The 19,376-nt window shown below is 63.7% G+C and carries 19 protein-coding genes; 15 read left to right on the top strand and 4 right to left on the bottom strand.

Annotated features, from left to right (window positions below; genetic code table 11):
* Positions 1-82 precede the first annotated feature (82 nt).
* From FS665_RS14010 to FS665_RS13965, 10 genes are all read left to right on the top strand, one after another.
* Positions 83-457 (top strand): chemotaxis response regulator CheY, encoded by a 375-nt coding sequence (locus FS665_RS14010; RefSeq protein ID WP_103446503.1) that lies wholly within the window; start codon positions 83-85, stop codon positions 455-457.
* An 18-nt stretch (positions 458-475) separates the two neighbouring features.
* Positions 476-1,264, top strand: coding sequence for a protein phosphatase CheZ (locus tag FS665_RS14005; protein WP_145189300.1), 789 nt, complete (start codon positions 476-478; stop codon positions 1,262-1,264).
* A gap of 12 nt (positions 1,265-1,276) precedes the next feature.
* Positions 1,277-3,472 carry a chemotaxis protein CheA gene (locus FS665_RS14000; protein WP_145189298.1) on the top strand — a complete coding sequence of 732 codons (2,196 nt, stop codon included), beginning with the start codon at positions 1,277-1,279 and terminating at the stop codon, positions 3,470-3,472.
* A 47-nt stretch (positions 3,473-3,519) separates the two neighbouring features.
* Complete coding sequence (locus FS665_RS13995; RefSeq protein WP_145189296.1) at positions 3,520-4,647, top strand: chemotaxis response regulator protein-glutamate methylesterase; 1,128 nt, start codon at positions 3,520-3,522, stop codon at positions 4,645-4,647.
* A complete protein-coding gene (locus FS665_RS13990) occupies positions 4,647-5,387 on the top strand; it encodes a flagellar motor protein (RefSeq protein ID WP_145189292.1) in 741 nt (246 codons plus the stop codon). The genes FS665_RS13995 and FS665_RS13990 overlap by 1 nt, the downstream gene beginning before the upstream one ends.
* Positions 5,388-5,390: 3 nt before the next feature.
* Positions 5,391-6,239: a flagellar motor protein MotD gene (motD, locus tag FS665_RS13985; RefSeq protein WP_145189289.1), complete on the top strand. Its 849-nt coding sequence runs from the start codon at positions 5,391-5,393 to the stop codon at positions 6,237-6,239.
* Between the two features lie 100 nt (positions 6,240-6,339).
* Positions 6,340-7,131: a ParA family protein gene (locus tag FS665_RS13980; protein WP_145189286.1), complete on the top strand. Its 792-nt coding sequence runs from the start codon at positions 6,340-6,342 to the stop codon at positions 7,129-7,131.
* Complete coding sequence (locus FS665_RS13975; protein ID WP_145189283.1) at positions 7,128-8,012, top strand: CheW domain-containing protein; 885 nt, start codon at positions 7,128-7,130, stop codon at positions 8,010-8,012. Before FS665_RS13980 ends, FS665_RS13975 begins: the two co-directional genes overlap by 4 nt.
* Positions 8,013-8,055: 43 nt before the next feature.
* Positions 8,056-8,535: a chemotaxis protein CheW gene (locus FS665_RS13970; RefSeq protein WP_145189280.1), complete on the top strand. Its 480-nt coding sequence runs from the start codon at positions 8,056-8,058 to the stop codon at positions 8,533-8,535.
* 1 nt (position 8,536) lies between these two features.
* Complete coding sequence (locus FS665_RS13965; protein WP_145189277.1) at positions 8,537-8,932, top strand: DUF2802 domain-containing protein; 396 nt, start codon at positions 8,537-8,539, stop codon at positions 8,930-8,932.
* Between the two features lie 44 nt (positions 8,933-8,976).
* On the opposite strand, the gene FS665_RS13960 is transcribed toward FS665_RS13965, so the two are convergent.
* The 4 genes from FS665_RS13960 to FS665_RS13945 form a co-directional block, all read right to left on the bottom strand.
* Entirely contained in the window at positions 8,977-11,700 is a 2,724-nt protein-coding gene (locus FS665_RS13960; RefSeq protein WP_145189274.1) for a dermonecrotic toxin domain-containing protein, read from the bottom strand.
* 88 nt (positions 11,701-11,788) lie between these two features.
* A complete protein-coding gene (locus tag FS665_RS13955) occupies positions 11,789-14,515 on the bottom strand; it encodes a dermonecrotic toxin domain-containing protein (RefSeq protein WP_145189272.1) in 2,727 nt (908 codons plus the stop codon).
* Between the two features lie 64 nt (positions 14,516-14,579).
* Positions 14,580-14,924 (bottom strand): EscU/YscU/HrcU family type III secretion system export apparatus switch protein, encoded by a 345-nt coding sequence (locus FS665_RS13950; protein ID WP_145189269.1) that lies wholly within the window; start codon positions 14,922-14,924, stop codon positions 14,580-14,582.
* Positions 14,921-16,477 (bottom strand): flagellar hook-length control protein FliK, encoded by a 1,557-nt coding sequence (locus FS665_RS13945; protein ID WP_145189266.1) that lies wholly within the window; start codon positions 16,475-16,477, stop codon positions 14,921-14,923. The genes FS665_RS13950 and FS665_RS13945 overlap by 4 nt, the downstream gene beginning before the upstream one ends.
* Before the next feature lie 165 nt (positions 16,478-16,642).
* Between FS665_RS13945 and ccmA the strand changes: the two genes are divergently transcribed.
* The 5 genes from ccmA to ccmE are packed head-to-tail and all read left to right on the top strand — an operon-like array spanning position 16,643 to position 19,374.
* Positions 16,643-17,275, top strand: a complete 633-nt coding sequence (ccmA, locus tag FS665_RS13940; protein ID WP_145189263.1) for a cytochrome c biogenesis heme-transporting ATPase CcmA — start codon at positions 16,643-16,645, stop codon at positions 17,273-17,275.
* Positions 17,272-17,940 (top strand): heme exporter protein CcmB, encoded by a 669-nt coding sequence (ccmB, locus tag FS665_RS13935; RefSeq protein ID WP_145189260.1) that lies wholly within the window; start codon positions 17,272-17,274, stop codon positions 17,938-17,940. The genes ccmA and ccmB overlap by 4 nt, the downstream gene beginning before the upstream one ends.
* A 41-nt stretch (positions 17,941-17,981) precedes the next feature.
* A complete protein-coding gene (locus FS665_RS13930; RefSeq protein ID WP_145189257.1) occupies positions 17,982-18,749 on the top strand; it encodes a heme ABC transporter permease in 768 nt (255 codons plus the stop codon).
* Entirely contained in the window at positions 18,746-18,922 is a 177-nt protein-coding gene (gene ccmD / locus FS665_RS13925) for a heme exporter protein CcmD (RefSeq protein WP_145189254.1), read from the top strand. The genes FS665_RS13930 and ccmD overlap by 4 nt, the downstream gene beginning before the upstream one ends.
* Positions 18,919-19,374 carry a cytochrome c maturation protein CcmE gene (gene ccmE, locus FS665_RS13920; protein WP_145189252.1) on the top strand — a complete coding sequence of 152 codons (456 nt, stop codon included), beginning with the start codon at positions 18,919-18,921 and terminating at the stop codon, positions 19,372-19,374. The genes ccmD and ccmE overlap by 4 nt, the downstream gene beginning before the upstream one ends.
* The last annotated feature ends 2 nt before the right edge of the window (positions 19,375-19,376 follow it).

The raw sequence follows: 19,376 nt of genomic DNA, 5'->3' as shown, positions 1-19,376 counted from the left end.
CACGTTGTACCGAATTGAATGAATGCGCGCGCTCGGGGCCGAGCGCGTTTGAGACTGCTTGGAGGTCTACTTGAACAAAGACATGAAAATCCTCATCGTTGACGACTTTTCGACGATGCGGCGGATCATCAAGAATCTGTTGCGTGACCTGGGCTTCACCAACACCGATGAAGCCGATGACGGCACCACTGCGTTGCCGATGCTCGAGAGCGGCCATTACGACTTCCTGGTCACCGACTGGAACATGCCCGGCATGTCCGGCATCGACCTGCTGCGCAAGGTGCGCGCACACGACCGCCTGAAAACCATGCCGGTGCTGATGGTCACCGCCGAGGCCAAGCGCGACCAGATCATCGAAGCCGCCCAGGCGGGCGTCAACGGCTACGTGGTCAAGCCATTCACTGCCCAGGTGCTCAAGGAAAAGATCGAGAAGATCTTCGAGCGCGTCAACGGCTGAGCCACGTCAGGGGGCGCCATGCAATCATCACAGACGTCTTTGGGGGAGTTCGAGTCGACCCTGAAGAAACATGCCCAGGAGCTGGTCGAGAGCCTGGAACGCGGGCGCTTCGGCGACGCGGTGCAACTCATTCACCAGCTCAACCAGACCCGCGACCGTGGCCTGTACCAGGAAGTCGGCAAGCTTACCCGCGAGCTGCATAGCGCCATCGTCAGTTTCCAGATCGACCCGCACATGCCGCAGGCCGAAGAAGTCTCGCAGATCACCGACGCCACCGAGCGCCTGTCCTACGTGGTCAAGCTCACCGAAGGTGCGGCCAACCGCACCATGGACCTGGTGGAAGAGAGCACCCCGGTGCTCAACGATCTGGCCACCGAGGCGCAGAGCCTGAGTGTCGATTGGCAGCGCTTCATGCGCCGCGAGGTGGCAGCGCCGGAGTTTCGCGAGCTGGTCAAGCGCGTCGACAGTTTTCTGACGCACAGCGCCGAGGGTAACCGCAAAGTTGCCGGCCACCTCAACGATATTCTGCTGGCCCAGGACTACCAAGACCTGACCGGCCAGGTGATCAAGCGCGTGACCGCGCTGGTCACCGAAGTGGAAAGCAATCTGCTCAAGCTCGTGCTGATGGCCAGTCAAGTCGACCGTTTTGCCGGCATCGAACATGACCACCAGCAGTTGCGTGCTGAAAAAGATCAAGAAAAACATCCGACTCGGGGTGAAGGTCCGCAGATTCATGCCGATAAGCGAGAAGACGTTGTGTCCGGTCAGGACGACGTCGACGATCTGCTGTCCAGTCTGGGTTTTTAAGGAGCACGTTTAATGAGCTTCGGCGCCGATGAAGAAATCCTTCAGGATTTCCTGGTAGAAGCCGGCGAAATTCTTGAGCAACTGTCCGAGCAACTGGTCGAGCTGGAAAGCCGACCCGACGATGCCGACTTGCTCAATGCGATCTTTCGCGGTTTCCACACTGTAAAAGGGGGCGCCGGCTTCCTCCAGCTCAACGAGCTGGTGGAGTGCTGCCACATCGCCGAGAACGTCTTCGACATCCTGCGCAAGGGTGAGCGCCGGGTCGACGCCGAGTTGATGGACGTGGTGCTTGAAGCACTGGACACGGTCAACAGCATGTTCGGCCAGGTGCGCGAGCGCAGCGCCGTGACCCCGGCCACGCCCGAGCTGCTGGCAGCGTTGTCACGCCTGGCCGAGCCTGCCAGCCTCGATGCGCCAGCAGCGCTGCCAGAGGCTGCGCCGGCACCGGCAGCGGCCGAGGCGGATGTCACCGACACCGAGTTCGAGCAACTGCTCGACTCGCTCGATGCGGTCAAGGCCGAAGCGGCGGCATTCGATGTCCAGCTGCAGGGCGAGACCGTCAGCGGCGCAGGTGACGACATCACCGACGCCGAATTCGAATCGCTACTCGACCAGTTGCACGGCAAGGGCCAGTTTTCTGCAGAAGTCGTTGCCGAGCCGGCAAGCGACGCGGCTGCACCTGCCAGCGACGAAATCAGCGACGCCGAGTTCGAATCGCTGCTCGACCAACTGCACGGCAAGGGCACCTTCCAGGCCGATGCCCTGCCGGCGGTAGCTGCCGCGCAACAGGCTGCCCCTGCGCCCACTGCCGGTGATGAAATTTCCGAGCACGAGTTCGAAGCGTTGCTCGATCAACTGCATGGCAAAGGCAAGTTTTCCGGCGACACCGCCGTTGCCCAGGCGCCTGCGCCGGCCGCCGCGCCGGTAGCGGCGCCAGCCCAGGCCAAGGCTGCGGCACAACCGGCTCCAGCCCCTGCGGCGAAGCCGGCCGCGCCTGCCCGCGCTGCCGCTCCGACGCCTGAGAAACACGCCAGCGAGGCGGAAACCACGGTTCGGGTAGACACTGCACGCCTGGACGAGATCATGAACATGGTCGGCGAACTGGTGCTGGTGCGTAACCGCCTGGTGCGCCTGGGCCTGAACAGCGGTGACGAGGCCATGTCCAAGGCCGTGTCCAACCTCGACGTGGTCACCGCCGACCTGCAGACGGCGGTGATGAAAACCCGCATGCAGCCGATCAAGAAGGTCTTCGGCCGCTTCCCTCGCTTGGTGCGCGACCTGGCGCGCCAGCTCAAGAAAGAGATCAACCTGGAGCTGGTGGGCGAAGAAACCGACCTCGACAAGAACCTCGTCGAAGCGCTGGCCGACCCGTTGGTGCACTTGGTGCGCAACGCTGTCGACCACGGTGTGGAAATGCCCGACGAGCGTGAGGCCGCGGGCAAGGCCAGAACCGGCCACGTGGTGTTGTCGGCCGAGCAGGAGGGCGACCATATCCTGCTGTCGATCTCCGATGACGGCAAGGGCATGGACCCCAACATCCTGCGGGCCAAGGCCGTGGAAAAGGGCCTGATGGACAAGGACGCCGCCGACCGCCTGAGCGAGTCCGATTGCTACAACCTGATCTTCGCCCCGGGCTTCTCGACCAAGACCGAGATTTCCGACGTGTCCGGCCGCGGCGTCGGCATGGACGTGGTGAAGACCAAGATTTCCCAGCTCAACGGTTCGATCAACATCTTCTCGGCCAAGGGCCAGGGTTCGAAGATCGTCATCAAGGTGCCGCTGACCCTGGCGATCATGCCGACCCTGATGGTGATGCTGGGCAACCAGGCTTTCGCCTTCCCGTTGGTCAACGTCAACGAGATCTTCCACCTCGACCTGTCGCGCACCAACGTGGTCGACGGCCAGGAAGTGGTGATCGTGCGTGACAAGGCCTTGCCGCTGTTCTACCTCAAGCGCTGGCTGGTGCAGGGGCAGGTGCATGAAGAGCAGCACGAGGGTCACGTGGTGATCCTGTCGGTGGGCACCCAGCGCATCGGCTTCGTGGTCGACCAGTTGGTCGGTCAGGAAGAGGTGGTGATCAAGCCACTGGGCAAGATGCTGCAAGGCACCCCAGGCATGTCCGGCGCCACCATTACCGGCGATGGTCGCATCGCGCTGATTCTCGACGTGCCGAGCATGCTCAAGCGTTACGCGGCACGGCGTATCTGATTTTCGGCGGCATGCCCTGGCCGGGTGCGCCGTCTAATGGAGTGTTTATGGCAGTCAAGGTCCTGGTGGTGGATGATTCGGGTTTCTTCCGCCGCCGCGTTTCGGAAATCCTCTCGGCCGATCCGACCATCCAGGTGGTCGGCACTGCCACCAATGGCAAGGAAGCGATCGACCAGGCGCTGGCGCTCAAGCCAGATGTCATCACCATGGACTACGAAATGCCCATGATGGACGGCATCACCGCAGTGCGGCACATCATGCAGCGCTGCCCGACGCCGGTGTTGATGTTCTCGTCGCTGACCCACGAAGGCGCGCGCGTGACCCTCGACGCCCTGGATGCCGGCGCCGTCGATTACCTGCCGAAGAACTTCGAAGACATTTCGCGCAACCCCGACAAGGTCAAGCAGTTGCTGTGCGAGAAGGTCCACACGATCTCACGCAGCAATCGCCGCTTTGGCGGCTACGCTAGCCATGCCCCAGCCGTCACCGCGCCAGCCAGCAGCCATGCCCCGGCCAGCAGCGCCGCCAGTGCAGCGCCAACGCGCAGTGCGCTGCCGCCGCGTAGCAGTGCCCCGGTTGCTGCTGCGGCGCACGCGCCCGCACCCAAGCGCAAGCCCTACAAACTGGTGGCGATCGGCACCTCCACCGGTGGCCCGGTGGCGCTGCAGCGTGTACTGACACAGTTGCCGGCCGCCTTCCCGGCGCCGATCGTGTTGATCCAGCACATGCCTGCCGCGTTCACCAAGGCCTTTGCCGAGCGTCTGGACAAGCTGTGCAAGATCAGCGTCAAGGAAGCCGAGGACGGCGACATGCTGCGCCCGGGCCTGGCATTGCTGGCGCCTGGCGGCAAACAGATGATGATCGACGGCCGCGGCGCGGTGAAGATCCTACCCGGTGACGAGCGCCTGAACTACAAGCCTTGCGTGGACATCACCTTTGGCTCGGCGGCCAAGTCCTATGGCGACAAGGTGCTTTCGGTGGTCCTCACCGGCATGGGCGCCGATGGCCGCGAAGGTGCGCGTCTGCTCAAGCAGGGCGGCAGTACCGTGTGGGCGCAGGATGAAGCCAGTTGCGTGATCTATGGCATGCCCATGGCCATCGTCAAGGCCAACCTGGCTGATGCGGTCTACAGCCTGGATGAAATCGGCAAGCACCTGGTCGAGGCCTGTGTCTGATGGATGTGCTCAGCCTGATTGGCCTGATCCTGGCGTTCGTCGCCATCGTGGGCGGCAATTTCCTTGAAGGCGGGCATGTAGGTGCCTTGCTCAATGGCCCGGCCGGGCTGATCGTGCTTGGCGGTACTCTGGCCGCCGCCTTGCTGCAGTCGCCGCTGTCGGCGTTCAAGCGCGCGCTGCAGATCTTGCGCTGGATCTTCTTCCCGCCGCGCGTCGACCTGGCAGGCGGCATCGACCGCGTGGTGAACTGGAGCCTGGTGGCGCGCAAGGAAGGTTTGCTCGGCCTGGAAGGGGTGGCCGATGGCGAGCCGGACCCGTATGCACGCAAGGGCTTGCAGCTGCTGGTGGACGGCGCCGAGCCCGAATCGATTCGCAGCATTCTCGAAGTAGACCTGCTGACCCAGGAAAACCGTGATATCCAAGCGGCCAAGGTGTACGAAAGCATGGGCGGTTATGCGCCGACCATCGGCATCATCGGCGCGGTGATGGGGCTGATCCATGTCATGGGCAACCTGGCCGACCCGTCGCAACTGGGTAACGGCATCGCCGTGGCGTTCGTCGCCACGATCTATGGCGTGGCCAGTGCCAACCTGATCCTGCTGCCGGTGGCCAACAAGCTCAAGGCCATCGTGCTGCGCCAGTCGCGCTACCGCGAAATGCTGCTCGAGGGCCTGCTGTCGATCGCCGAGGGTGAGAATCCGCGCTCGATCGAGTTGAAGCTGCAAGGCTTCATGGAGTAATCGATGCGTCGCCGCCGTCATACCGAAGAGCATGAAAACCACGAACGCTGGCTGGTGTCGTACGCCGACTTCATCACCTTGCTGTTCGCCTTCTTCGTGGTCATGTATTCGATTTCCTCGATCAACGAGGGGAAGTACAAGGTCATCTCCCAGGCCCTGCTCGGGGTGTTCAACGACCCTGAGCGCAGCATGAAGCCGATCCCCATCGGCGATGAGCAGCCGCTGAGCGTCAAACCCGCCGAGCCGTTGATCCGCGACAGCGAGCAGATCGATGCCGGCCTTGGGCAGGCCAGCGTCGATCCGCTCAAGCGCATCAGCGATGATGTGCGCGCCGCCTTCGGCGACCTGATCAGCTCCAACCAGATGACCGTGCGCGGCAACGAGCTGTGGGTGGAAATCGAGCTCAACTCGGCCTTGCTGTTCGGCAGTGGCGATGCCATGCCCAGCGACAAGGCGTTCGACATCATCGAGAAGGTCGGCAACATCCTCAAGCCGTTCGCCAACCCGGTGCATGTCGAGGGCTTTACCGACAACCTGCCGATTCGCACTGCGCAGTACCCGACCAACTGGGAATTGTCGGCGGCGCGGGCGGCCAGCATCGTGCGCCTGCTGGCGATGGAAGGGGTGAACCCGGCACGCATGGCCTCGGTGGGCTATGGCGAATACCAGCCGGTTGCCAGCAATGACAGCGCCGAAGGCCGGGCACGTAACCGCCGCGTGGTATTGGTGATTTCGCGCAACCTGGAAGTGCGCCGCAGCCTGACTGCCACCGGCAGCGCGAATGCAACGCCGGACGCCGCCATGCGCCGGGCTGGCACACAAAGTGCACCGGCTGGCGCAAGCGTTAATTAGTCAATTCTCCGTCACCGCAGGCGCGTCCCTGTCGGTGCCGTGGCAGGCACGGGCTGTGCCTGGCGGCGCGGTGATCGATCAATGAGTCAAGAGTTGTCCTATGAGAGTCTGGGCAGTAGCCAATCAAAAAGGTGGCGTCGGCAAGACCACGACCACCATCGCCCTGGCCGGCCTGCTGGCCGAGGCGGGCAAGCGCGTGGTCGTCGTCGACCTCGACCCGCATGGCTCGATGACCAGCTATTTCGGGCATAACCCCGATGCTCTGGAGCACAGCTGCTACGACCTGTTCCTGCACAAAGGCAGCGTGCCCCAGGGCCTGCCCGGCCAGTTGTTGCTGCCAACCAGTGACGAGCGTATCTCGTTGTTGCCGTCGAGTACCGCGCTGGCCGTGCTGGAGCGCCAGTCGCCGGGGCAGAACGGTCTGGGCCTGGTGATCGCCAAGAGTCTGGCGCAGCTGTGGCAGGATTTCGACTTTGCGCTGATCGACAGCCCGCCGCTGCTCGGTGTGCTGATGGTCAACGCCCTCGCGGCCAGCCAGCAGCTGGTGATCCCGGTGCAAACCGAATTTCTTGCGGTCAAGGGCCTTGAGCGCATGATCGGCACCTTGACCATGATCAACCGTTCGCGGCGCCAGGCGCTGCCATTTCAGATCGTCCCAACCTTGTTCGACCGCCGTACCCAGGCCTCGCTCGGTACCCTCAAGGTGCTGCGCGACACCTACGACCAACAGGTCTGGCAGGGCTACATTCCGGTCGATACACGCCTGCGCGATGCCAGCCGCAATGGCCTGACACCTTCGCAATTCGATGGCAAGAGCCGCGGCGTGATCGCCTACCGGGCACTGCTCAAGCACATGCTGACCTACAAACCGGTCGCGCAGGTGGCCTCATGAACCGGCCAGTAGGGACCAAGCCGCAACTGGCCTTGCAGTCTTATCTTGACGGGTTGCTGCAGGATGCCACCGAGGCCGAGGATCTGCTCGATCTGCCTGGCCCGGCCGAGGCGCCTGCCGTGGCTGACGAATTCGCGGCGGCCGTGCGCGAGGAGCAAGCGCGTGATGCGCGGCCCACGCTGTCGGTGCCCAAGCCCTTCGCCGAGCCGCCAGCGCAGGTCATGCCCAAGCTGCTGGCGCCGGAGCAACCGGTAGTTTCTGTGGTCGAGGCGGCAGTCGTGGCCCAGGCCTCGATTGCGCCGTTGACTCAGGTGCAGGCCCCGGAGCCGGTTGCGCCGCTGGTGGAGGTGCATTTGCCGGGCGCCGGCAGTGTGGCCGCGGCACCGCCGCCGGGGGCCATCGACGGCCGCCCGGCCTGGGCAGCCGAGCCATTCGAGTGCCTGCTGTTCGACGTGGCCGGGTTGACCCTGGCGGTGCCGCTGGTGTGCCTGGGCTCGATCTACAGCCTGGAAGGTCAGGAACTGACGCCGCTGTTTGGCCAGCCGGACTGGTTCCTGGGCATCCTGACCTGCCAGGCAGGCAACTTGAAGGTGCTCGACACCGCGCGCTGGGTCATGCCTGACCGCTACCGCGATGACTTTCGCCAGGGCCTGAACTACGTGATTTCCGTGCAGGGCTACGAATGGGGCTTGGCCGTGCACCAGGTCAGCCGCTCGCTGCGCCTGGACCCGGAAGAAATCAAGTGGCGCAGCCAACGCGGCCAGCGTCCGTGGCTGGCCGGTACGGTCATCGAACACATGTGTGCACTGCTGGATGTGGCCGCGCTGGCCGAGCTGATCGCCAGTGGCGCCGCCAAGCAGTTGCAGGGCCAACAGAAATAACACCGAACACAACCGCCAAACGGCGATTTAGAGGGCTAGGGCAATGAAAAAGTCGTCTGCGCAAGGTTCTGAAGATCCGATCCTGCAGTGGGTAACCTTCCGGCTGGACAACGAGTCCTACGGCATCAACGTCATGCAAGTGCAGGAAGTGCTGCGCTACACCGAGATCGCGCCGGTGCCAGGTGCGCCGAGCTACGTGCTGGGCATCATCAACTTGCGTGGCAACGTGGTGACGGTGATCGATACCCGTCAGCGCTTTGGCCTGATGCCGTCGGATGTCAGTGACAATACTCGTATCGTCATCATCGAGGCTGACAAGCAAGTGGTCGGCATCCTGGTCGACAGCGTGGCCGAGGTGGTGTACCTGCGTCAGTCGGAAATCGAAACCGCGCCGAACGTGGGTAACGAGGAATCGGCCAAGTTCATCCAGGGCGTGTGCAACAAGAATGGCGAGCTGCTGATCCTGGTCGAGCTGGACAAGATGATGACCGAGGAAGAGTGGTCCGAGCTGGAGAACATCTGAGTTGATCTTCGAGGTCGCGGTAATTTTTCTGGCGCTGATGTGGGCGCTGAGCCTGTGGTTCTTCCTCAACTACAGCAAGCGTCAGCGCGAGCTGGCGGCGCAGCAGGCGGTGGGCGATGCGCTGCGTGACCAGCGCATCAAGGACTTGGCCAAACGCCTGGACGACTACCAGAACGGCACCGTGCGCATGGGCGAGGCGATTCATGAACTGCGGGCGACCGTGGCGCCATTGCCAGAAAAGCTGCAGCAACTGGAGCAGCGCGACCCCAACAGCGTGACCTTTACCCAGGCGGCCAAGCTGGTGGGCATGGGCGCCAGCGTCGCCGAGTTGACCGAAACCTGCGGTCTGACCCAGGCTGAAGCCGAACTGATGAGCAAGCTGCATCGCGCAGACTGAAGAAAGGGCCGCATTGCGGCCCTTTCTGCATCAAGGTCACGCGCTCAGGTATCGGCCCACGAGTTCGCACCGCCCATCTTCGCCACGCGGCTCAACGGCAGGTTATCGCGCACCGCTTGTTCGAATGCAGCGGATTCGAAGCCCAACCAGGCATTGATGGTCGGTACCCGGCACAGGTTGTGCAACTGGCGCAGCCGATACAGCGCAGGCAGGCTGCGGTCGAGCACATCGGTCATCAGCCGCGGGCCGGTGAGGCGACTGAGCTCGCGGGCGTAGTGATAGAACGCCGCCGGGTCGCTGGCAAGGCTGGGCTTGCTGTCATAGAACGTTGGTGTCGCTTGGTAGCGGCTGTACATCTCTTCGAGAATCGCCTTGAGGGTGGGGTTGTCGGGATGGCTGCCGATCATGCTGGTGTTGAACTCGAAGTTCATGCCGAGCTTTTCGTTGCACACCGGTGGCGCCAGCACCAAACCGTCTGGGCTCGCCAGCAGCGGCACCTGGTCGATGAACTCCCCGTCGCCGTTTTCGCCGGCTTGCAGCAGGCTGTCGTCCATATCCAGGTACAGCCCGCCGTCATGGTCGAGCATGAAGAAGCGCAGGTCATCGGCGGCCGAGGCAAAGTTGCTGGCGACGCCGCCATTACCCTCGAGCGCCGCCTGGTATTGCCGGTAGTACTTGCTTTTCATGAAGGCCTGGAAGAACGGCTGCTGTTCCAGGTGCAAGGCTTGCAGGCCTGGGGCCTTCTCGCCAAGCAAGCGCAGGTTTTCCTCGAAGGCTGCAGGCGAAGCGCCAGACACGAACACCCGGTAGCTGTACTGGCTGGTTTGCAGCAGGTCGGCGTTGCGCGCAAGGTTGGCGAGCAGCTGCGCATCGATGACCTTGTCGCCGACCCACAGGCTGGAAATCGTTTTGGGGATCGGCGCAGCAGCGGCCAGCGAGTTTTCCGCCAGGGTCAGCGGCAGTGGCAGGTCAACGCCCAGGGCGCGCAAGGTCGCGCAGCGCATTTCATCGGTTACTACGCGCCCAGGTGGCACCGGCCTCAGGGCGCGCGCTCCAGGTCGAGCGATGTAGTGACGTGGCGCGACTTCGTTAGCGTCTTCCTCCATGATGAACGCATCGGCTTGCAGGTCGTACAGCACCTCCCAGTTGTAGCCACCGATCTCCGCCTGCAACCGATCGGCACAGCCGTCGTAGCGTGGCGTTCGGGTCACTGCATTGGCCGTCGTTTCATCCGCGCCGGGTAGCGGCGGGATGTCGTCGGGGATATGAAAGTATTCGGCAACGTCCAGCGCGGGCAATTGCGGCGCGTGCATTGGGCTCAGTGGGTAGCCCAACTGTTCGTTGATTCGGCTAGGCGGGACGAAGTTTTCGCTTTTGACCCGAAACAGCGCGCCGTTGGCCAGCCCTTCAGCGAGCACGGGCACTGCGTTGAACACGCCGTACAGCGCCTGTTCGACGCCTTGCGCCTGTTGCTCGACGCCTTTGCCATGGATGGCGCGGTCCAGGCCCAGACCCAGCTGCGCGACCCCACCTGCCGCCAGCAGCGGCACCAGCTCGGGCACGACAATGGCCAGTGGCGCGAGGATCGTCAATGTGTTGTTCAGGTAGCCCAGCCACTTGCCTTTGTTCACCTGCGCCTGGCTGGTAACGATGAAATCCGCCTCGCTGTAGCTGCGCGCTTTCTGGTGCACGGTCAGCGCGTGGAACAGCTCGCCAGTGATCGGCGGGCTGTAGTGCTCGGGGCGATAATGAACATAGTCGCGTGGCGCCCACGGCCCGTCGGTGGTGAACCCTGCGCGGTTGGGCGAGCGGTGGTGAATGGCAGGATAGACGCCAAGACCGGTCAGCGCGGTATCCAGGCCACTGAAGTCCAGCCCATCGGGCCTGTCGGCCTGGGCAAAATAGCGCTTGAGCGCGCGACGTTTGTCGGCGTCCTGGCATTGCTCGCCAAACCAGTCGCGCAGGGCATCGAGGTTGGGGAATTCCAGCAGCGGCGAACTGTTGCCCGGCAGGTACAGCACCGTCAGCGGCGCATCGGCGGCGCTGATGCACACTGCATCGTTGGCGAGGTAGCCATAGACATTGAGCAGGCAGGCCTGGTGTCCGGGTGCTGGCGCCATCAGTCCCGCAGCCTGCCACACCAGCTTGCGTCCGGCATCGCTCAGCGAGCCTTCCTGCACCTGCTTGTTGCAGGCGCTGACGAAGGCTAGCTTGGCCGTCAGGCGATGGCTTTCAAAAGCGCTTTGCCAGTAGCGGTCCAGCGTGGCCAGGTAGGCGCTGTGCAGGTCGAGGTTCCAGATGAACGCTTCGAATGCCTCGGCGGGTATCTGCACCTGGGTACTGGCGTCGATGCGCTGAGGGCGTTGGCGGCGAAACAGGCCATTGAATACCTGATAGCCGGCGCCTGCTTGCCATTGCCCAGGCGCCGGCAGGTGGTCGACGAAGGTTACCCGGCCCTGGGGAAACGTCCCGGCCCAAGGCTCGCCGAACAGAGCACCCGCCAGGTTGCTGGCACTCTCGCCTTGCCAATTGGCCAGGATCGCCTCGGTCAGGGTCATGCGTTGGGTGATGGCAGCGCGATAGCCGCGTGCGCCGTCGGCTTGGTAATGCAGGGTGATGACCTCGACCTGGTCCGGATCCAGCGGTTGGCCGCGTTCGCTGCTCCAGCGCTTCAAAGCGGCGATGGCCTGTTGATCGGGACGCGGCAGGGTGGTCAGGTGATCGCGGACGTACTGCACGCCAGTGGCGTTGATGATGGCTTTGCGCATACCGAGTGACTCGCGAAGTGAGGGCGTGCCAGCCTGGCGAAGTGGCACACCCTTCGGGCGGTACATATAGCAGTCGTCAACCCACGGCTCAGGTGTGCTGCCAGCTATGGGCCCGACCGACCTCGATGAATTGATCGAGTGGCACGTGCTCGCGCAGCAGTTGGCTCAAGCGGGTCAGGTCCAACGTGCTGTGGATGTTGTACACGGGCGAGACCAGTAGCCTGCACATTTCGCGCAGTTGCTTGAGCCAGGGCAGGCGGGCATCGATCACGTCATTGAGCACGCCAGGGCCTGTGAGCTTGTTCAGGCGTCTGGCATAGGCATTGAATGCCACTGGATCAAGCCGCCAATCGGGGCGGCTGGCGTAGAAGGTAGGGTCCTGCTGGTAACGCCTGAGCATCTCGTCGGAGATGGCGTCTAGCGTCGGATTGTGCGGATGGCTGCCAATCGCGCTGCTGTTGTACTTGATGTCCATGCCCAGTTGCTCGTTGGACACCGGTGGCGAGAGCAGCAGACCATCGGCGGTGGTGCGCAGCGGCTGGTTGGCCAAGGGCAGGCTGCCTGGCGGGGATGCGGCATTGAGCAGGCGATCGTCGGCGTCCAGGTACAGGCCGCCGAAGTGCTTGAGCAGGCGGTAGCGCAGGATATCGGTGGCTGAGCTGAAGTTGGTCGCCTCGGCCCCAGCGCTGCCCATCGCCGCCTGGTACTGGGGGAAGTAGGCCGAACGGGTGAAGGCCTGGTAGAAGCCTTCATCTTCCAAGGGGAAGACGTTCAGGTGTGGGGCGTTGGCCTGCAGCAGTCGCAGGTTGGTCTGGTACACGCTCGGGTACTGCCGCGAGAGGAACAGTTGATAGGTAAAACCCGTGCCATGCAGGGCGCTGGCGTTGTGCACCAGTGCGTCGAGAAAACTGCCGGCAATGACCTTGTCCCCCACCCAGAGGCTGGAGACGATGTGTGGAATGGGGGTGCGCACCAGGCTGTCGAAATGCGAGTAGTCCAGTGGATACTCCAGTTCGATTCCCAATTGCTGCAGGGTCATGGTGCGCTGGGCATCGGTCACCGCGCGCTGCAGGTCGAGCAGTCGGGTCAGGGTCTGGGAGCTGCCGCTGGCGATGATCCAGCGCGAAGGCGCGAGTAGCGCGAGTTCGGCAACCTTGATGAAGCTGTTGCCGCGCAGGTCGAGCACGACAGGCTCGGTGTGCACGCCAGTATCGCTGTCGAACGCACCCTCGAAGCGGTGGGCCAGGTCTTCATCGATGCTGTCCAACACCGGTGAGCTGGAATCCGATGGCACCTCCCCTGGCTGGTGAAACGCCCACTCGGCAGGCAGCAGTTCGATCGTTTCGGTCGCAGGGGTCGATTCACCGAGCAATTGCGCCAGCTGTGACGGGCGGCTGAAGCCGGGCCGCAGATAACGGAAAACCTGGGTGGCGCGCTCGACCCCGAGTGTCAGCGGCGCCGCGTTGAACAGCCCGAACACCTGGTTTTCGACGCCTTGAGCCTTCTCTTCCAGGGAGTGGCCATTGACGGCCTGGTCGAGGCCGATGCCGAATTGCGACAAGCCGCCCAGTACCAGCACCGGTATCAGTTCCGGCACCACCAATGCCATCGGCGCCAGCATGCCCAGGGCGATGTTCAAGTAGTTGCCCAGACGTCTGCGGTCGATCTGTTGATTGGTCACCACCAGGTAGTCAGCCTCGTCATAACTGCGCTGGCGCTGGCGCTCGGCCAGGTGGCTGAACAGGTCGCCGGCAATCGGCCGGCTATTGGTCTGGGGTGCGAAATCGATGGTTTCCTCCGGGCTCCAGACGCCGCTGGTAGCAAAGCCTGTGTAGTTGATCGGCAGGTGGTGCGCCCGTGGATAGACGCCAAGTCCTTCGAGCGCCGTGCGCAGTCCGCTGTAATCCAGGCCGTCCTCCCAATCGGCGGGGGAGAAGCACTTTTGCAGCCACTCGCGCTTGGCCGGCTCCTGGCATTGCCGGGCGAACCATTGCTTGAGCGCCGCCATGTCGCTGAACTCATGCAGCGGCGACGCGTTGCCCGGCAGATACAGCAGCACGTGGGCATTGTCGTCTGGCTTGATGCACAACAACGACGTACTGCGGTAGCCATAGACGTTCAACATCCAGCACTTGATCGGCCGCGGGCTCGGGGCAACGATCGCAGCTGCTTGCCAGGCCAGCACGCGGGCTGCTTCGCTCAATTCGCCTGCGCGCACCTGGCGGTTGCAGGCATTGATGAAAGCGATCTTCAGCGCACGCCGGTAACGCGCTTGACTGGCCGTCCAATAGCTGTCGAGCTGAACCTTCAAGCGCGCATGCAGATGGGTTTCCCACAGGTAGGCCTGAAAATCTTCAGCACGAATGTTCAGGCGTGTGGCGGGGCTGTATTCGCCGCTGGCGGTATGCCGGTACAAGCCATTGAAAATGAGATAGGGCGAGGCATTGGACCAGGCCGACAGCGGGTCCAGGCGCTTGACCACCACCACCGCCTCGAGCGGCGCCAGGCCCGCCCAATCACCGTAGTGCAGGCCGGTGTAGCCGGCCGCGGGCTCTCCTTGCCAGTTGCCGAGCATGGCTTCGACCAGGTTGGCCCGCTGCTTGACCACTGCTGTGAGGGTATAGCGATCCGGGTTGGCGGCCAGGCGCGTGTACTGATAATGCAAGGTGACGACATCGATGGCAGCGGGCGAGACAGTGACGCCGCGCGCCTTGAGCCAATCTTCGAGCAGTTTCGCTGCAAGCGTGTCAGGGCGTGGAAAGCCCACCAGCGCAGTGCGCGCGAGCGAGGAGCGGGGAGGGGTTGGGGCAGGCATGTGCAGGTTCCTTGGCCATTCAAAGCGGGCCAAGGTAAACAGCTAGCTGCCAGGCAGGTGCTAATTAACGCTGGTTTGGCGCAGGTAGCAGCACGCCTGGATGGGGCGTGATATCCCGCTCACCCGGCGGTTCGTCGACGAATCCTGCAGGGACCTTGCCGCGCAGCTGCCAGGCGAAGGCGATGATCTCGGCGATGCTCAGGTACAACGCTTCGGGAATCTGCTCGCCCAGCTCCAGGCGAGCCAGCAGGGCGACCAGTTCGGCGTTCTCGTAGATCGGGACTTCATGTTCCCGAGCCAGCGCCAGAATGGCTTCGGCCAGTTCGTCGTCGCCCTTGGCGGTCACGGTGGGCGCCTGCTGGCCGTCGTAATTGAGCGCGATGGCCTGGCGCGGTGCTTTGCTGTTCATGCTGTTTCATCCACCCAACGCTGTTCGACCCGCGTCTGCGGTCCTTGTGGCGGACTGCCTTGGTAGCAGTCCAGGTCGCCGACATCCAGGCCGCGGGCCAGCAGCCGTTCGCGCAGGGCGCCGAGCTGGCTGTCGATCAAACGTGCCGTGCGCTCGTGCTCGGCCCATAGCTGCCCGGACAAACGACCTTGGCTCAATTGCGCCTGAACCTGCAGCGGCCCCAATGGCGCGAGGTCGAAGGCCAGGTCGATGCGCCACAGCGCTTGCACAGGATCGGCCGGATCGCGCTGGCGTTGCGCCTGTTGTTCGGGGGTCTCCTCGCGCTGCAGCTTGACCTGCAACGGTATGAAGTCTTGCCCGTGACGTACCGGTATCTCGGTTTGCCAGGTGGTCTGCAGGTTGCCGTTTTCCAAGCTGCCCGATTGCTGCAAGCTGCTCAGCGCATGGCTCTGCAAGCGCGAAATGGCGGCGGCGGCCAAGCGCAGCAGCTGCTGTACGTCGCCTTCGTCTTCCAGGGCGTGCAGCAGCCGCGAGGGCATGGGAAACGCGCCCGGCGGCGTCTTGGGGCTGACCCGTTCGAGCATGCCCAGGGCACTACGGGCCATCACCGGCAGTGCTTGCGCCAGGCTCGTCGCAGCGATCGCTGGGTTGCCCGGCGCGCTGACCGTGGCCTGAGCCATCAGGCGCAACAGCTGGGTCTTGAGGTCACTGGCCATCCCCGCAGCTTGGCCTGTGAGCAGCTTCGGTTCGAGGAAGGCGCCACTGTTGTCGAGGGCTTGGGCAAGCAGCTTGCTGTCGCTCAATTGTCGAGCGTCCGGCAGGCTGGCCAGCAGGCTGCTGGCGCTGACGCGCAGCGCCCCGTCGACGCTCGGGCGGCTGGCCAGTTGCTGCAAGGCATTGAGCAGGCTCGGCAGCGACGCCTGGCGGTGTTGCTGGGCCTGCAGGTGCTGGGCGATGTTCAGCTGCTCCTGACGGCCACTCAAGGGTACCAAGCGCAGCGCCTGGTCACCTTGCACGACGGCGCTGAGCAGGCTGCCCACGGCAAGCGGGCGAGGGCTGTCGAGCGTGAGCGTAGCGCCGGCCTGGGCAGTGTTGAGCAGCGTCACCAGGGCGCGATAGCCGGCCGCCTGGCCTGGCCCAGCAGGCAGCGCCTGATTGGTCAGTACCTTGCCCTGCAGCAGGCTACCCAGCGGTATCTTGCTGGTATCGAGCTGAGTGAGGGTTGCCATGGCGCTGGCATTGGCCTGTGGCACCAGCAATGCCAGGCTGTTGCTCTGCGGCTGGGTAACGGTGATCTGGCTGCCTGGGGCGAGCGGCTGGGTGGTGCTGGCTTGGACGTGGGTCTGGTTGCCGTCGGCTTGCACCACCTGCAGCAACAGTTGGAAGGTACTGCCCGTCTGGCGCAGGCCCAGTACTTGGGCCTGGGCGGTTTCGCCGGGCTTGAGCAGACCGGGCTGGTCCTGGGTCAACTGCAGCAACTGGCCACTGAGCTGGGCCTTGAGGACTTGGCTGTTGAAAGCGGTTTGTGCGCTGAGACTATTGATTTCAGTCATGATTGTATACAACCTGTCGTACCGGTCAGCTTGCTTGCCGGGGCAGGCATGTATAATGCCGACCGCTCCTCACTGGCCAGTATAACGGCAGGGTGGCGAGTGACTTGAGACATTGGCAGTGCGCTGGCCATGCCAGCGTGGCTGCCGAGCACATAAGGCGAACCCGTGACCCTTCACCTCCAAGCCGTAGGCCTGGCCTGCGAGCGCGACTGGCGCCTGCTCTTCGAGCAGCTCGATGTCGCCCTGCGCCCTGGCGACATGCTGCAGATCAGCGGCCCTAACGGCAGCGGCAAGACCAGCCTGTTGCGTTTGCTCGCGGGCCTGATGCAGCCGACCGCCGGGCAAATCCTGCTCAATGGTCGAGCGCTGGGCGAGCAACGCCAGGCCCTGGCCAGCCTGCTGCTATGGATCGGCCATGCCGCAGGCATCAAGGACCTGCTCAGCGCCGAAGAGAACCTCGCCTGGTTGTGCGCCTTGCACCAGCCAGCCAGCCGCGAGGCGATCTGGACCGCACTGGCGGCGATCGGCCTGCGTGGTTTCGAAGACGTGCCTTGCCATACCCTGTCGGCCGGCCAGCAGCGCCGCGTGGCCTTGGCCCGCCTGTATCTGCCGGGGCCACCGCTGTGGATTCTCGACGAGCCGTTCACCGCCCTGGACAAGCAGGGCGTGGCGCAGCTCGAAGCGCACCTGGCGACCCATTGCGAGCAGGGTGGGACGGTGGTCTTGACCACCCACCACAGCCTTGCGCGCAAGCCTTCTGGTTACCGTGAACTGAACCTGGGGCAATGGGCGGCATGAGCGTATTCATTCTGTTGCTGCGCCGCGAAGCGCGCTTGCTGTTCCGCCGTCCGGCAGAACTGGCCAACCCGCTGGTATTCTTCGCCATCGTGGTGGCGCTGTTTCCGCTGGCCGTCGGTCCGGAAAGTCAATTGTTGCAAACCTTGTCACCGGGATTGGTCTGGGTGGCTGCCTTGCTGGCGGTGCTGCTGTCGCTGGACGGCCTGTTTCGCAGCGATTTCGAGGACGGTTCGCTGGAGCAGTGGGTGCTCTCACCGCATCCGCTGGCGCTGCTGGTGCTGGCCAAGGTCTTGGCGCACTGGGTATTTTCCGGGCTGGCGCTGGTCGTGCTGGCGCCGCTGCTGGCCTTGATGCTGGGCCTGCCGAGCCATTGCCTGCCGGTGCTGCTCGGTTCTTTGTTGCTCGGCACTCCGGTGCTGAGCCTGCTGGGCGCCGTGGGCGCGGCACTGACGGTCGGGCTCAAGCGCGGTGGTCTGCTGCTGGCGTTGCTGATTCTGCCGTTGTATATCCCTGTATTGATCCTGGGCAGTGGTGCGCTGCAGGCGGCGTTGCAGAATATGCCAGCCACCGGCCACCTGCTCTGGCTGGCCAGCCTGACGGCCTTGGCCGTGACCTTGGCACCTTTTGCGATAGCCGCCGGCCTGAAGATCAGCGTCGGCGAATAACGAGTCCCGGGCCCAAGCCCGGCTAACACCGGATGTACCTGATGAAAATTAGCTGGACGTGGTTTCACAAACTGGGTTCGCCGAAATGGTTCTACGCCATCAGCGCTCGCCTGCTGCCGTGGCTGGCGTTCGCTGCTGCGCTGCTGCTGGCGGTCGGCGTGGTCTGGGGCCTTGGCTTCGCGCCGCAGGACTACCAGCAGGGCAACAGTTTTCGCATCATCTATATCCATGTGCCAGCGGCGATGCTCGCCCAGTCCTGCTATGTGCTGATGGCCCTGGCCGGGGTGGTGGGCCTGGTATGGAAAATGAAACTGGCTGACGTCGCCTTGCAATGCGCAGCGCCGATCGGCGCCTGGATGACCGCGTTGGCGCTGGTCACCGGGGCAATCTGGGGCAAGCCGACCTGGGGCAGCTGGTGGGTGTGGGACGCGCGGCTGACGTCGATGCTGATCTTGCTGTTCCTGTACTTCGGCATCATCGCCCTGGGCCAGGCCATCAGCAATCGCGACAGCGCGGGTAAAGCCTGTGCGGTGCTGGCCATCGTCGGGGTGATCAACATCCCGATCATCAAGTACTCGGTGGAGTGGTGGAACACCCTGCACCAGGGCGCCACCTTCAGCCTGACCGAGAAACCGGCCATGCCTGCCGAAATGTGGCTGCCACTGTTGTGCACGGCGCTCGGCTTCTACTGCTTCTTCGGCGCCGTGCTGCTGATGCGCATGCGCCTCGAAGTGCTCAAGCGCGAGGCCCGCGCCAGTTGGGTGCGCGACGAAGTGTCGAGCAGCCTGGAACGGAGGGCCGCGCGATGAGTTTCGCATCCTTCGGCGAGTTTCTCGCCATGGGCCATCATGGCCTGTACGTCTGGTCGGCCTACGGCATCTGCCTGGCGGTCCTGGCGCTGAACGTTGCCGCTCCGTGGCTCGCTCGGCGTCGCTACTTGCAAGAAGAGGCGCGTCGTCTGCGCCGGGAGAACAACCTGTGAAACCGCAGCGCAAGAAACGCCTGTTCCTGATCCTCGGCCTGCTGGCCGGGGTCGCGGTGGCCGTTGCCTTCGCCTTGAGCGCCCTGCAACAGAACATCAACCTGTTTTACACCCCGACGCAGATCGCCAACGGCGAGGCACCGCTGGACACGCGCATTCGCGCAGGCGGCATGGTCGAAAAGGGCTCGGTGCAGCGTTCCTCCGACTCGCTCGATGTGCGCTTTGTAGTCACCGACTTCAACAAGGCCGTGCCGATCACCTACCGCGGCATCTTGCCCGACCTGTTCCGTGAAGGTCAGGGCATCGTCGCCTTGGGCAAGCTCAATGCGCAAGGCGTGGTAGTCGCCGACGAGGTGCTGGCCAAGCACGACGAAAAGTACATGCCGCCAGAGGTGACCAAAGCGCTCAAGGAAAGCGGCCAGGCAGCCAGCGGCGCGCAGGTGCAGCCATGAAT

This window comes from Pseudomonas sp. URMO17WK12:I11 (genome assembly GCF_007677725.1).
GTDB lineage: Bacteria > Pseudomonadota > Gammaproteobacteria > Pseudomonadales > Pseudomonadaceae > Aquipseudomonas.
This window is presented reverse-complemented; position numbering and strand designations above follow the sequence as displayed.

Coding starts and splice junctions, on each gene's coding strand:
- motD (WP_145189289.1), top strand. CDS start 5,391: ATGCGTCGCCGCCGTCATACCGAAGAGCATGAAAACCACGAACGCTGG.
- ccmD (WP_145189254.1), top strand. CDS start 18,746: ATGAGTTTCGCATCCTTCGGCGAGTTTCTCGCCATGGGCCATCATGGC.
- FS665_RS13980 (WP_145189286.1), top strand. CDS start 6,340: ATGAGAGTCTGGGCAGTAGCCAATCAAAAAGGTGGCGTCGGCAAGACC.
- FS665_RS13950 (WP_145189269.1), bottom strand. CDS start 14,924: ATGAACAGCAAAGCACCGCGCCAGGCCATCGCGCTCAATTACGACGGC.
- ccmB (WP_145189260.1), top strand. CDS start 17,272: ATGAGCGTATTCATTCTGTTGCTGCGCCGCGAAGCGCGCTTGCTGTTC.
- FS665_RS13990 (WP_145189292.1), top strand. CDS start 4,647: ATGGATGTGCTCAGCCTGATTGGCCTGATCCTGGCGTTCGTCGCCATC.
- FS665_RS14000 (WP_145189298.1), top strand. CDS start 1,277: ATGAGCTTCGGCGCCGATGAAGAAATCCTTCAGGATTTCCTGGTAGAA.
- FS665_RS13945 (WP_145189266.1), bottom strand. CDS start 16,477: ATGACTGAAATCAATAGTCTCAGCGCACAAACCGCTTTCAACAGCCAA.
- FS665_RS14005 (WP_145189300.1), top strand. CDS start 476: ATGCAATCATCACAGACGTCTTTGGGGGAGTTCGAGTCGACCCTGAAG.
- FS665_RS13930 (WP_145189257.1), top strand. CDS start 17,982: ATGAAAATTAGCTGGACGTGGTTTCACAAACTGGGTTCGCCGAAATGG.
- FS665_RS13975 (WP_145189283.1), top strand. CDS start 7,128: ATGAACCGGCCAGTAGGGACCAAGCCGCAACTGGCCTTGCAGTCTTAT.
- FS665_RS13960 (WP_145189274.1), bottom strand. CDS start 11,700: ATGCGCAAAGCCATCATCAACGCCACTGGCGTGCAGTACGTCCGCGAT.
- FS665_RS13955 (WP_145189272.1), bottom strand. CDS start 14,515: ATGCCTGCCCCAACCCCTCCCCGCTCCTCGCTCGCGCGCACTGCGCTG.
- FS665_RS13995 (WP_145189296.1), top strand. CDS start 3,520: ATGGCAGTCAAGGTCCTGGTGGTGGATGATTCGGGTTTCTTCCGCCGC.
- FS665_RS13970 (WP_145189280.1), top strand. CDS start 8,056: ATGAAAAAGTCGTCTGCGCAAGGTTCTGAAGATCCGATCCTGCAGTGG.
- FS665_RS14010 (WP_103446503.1), top strand. CDS start 83: ATGAAAATCCTCATCGTTGACGACTTTTCGACGATGCGGCGGATCATC.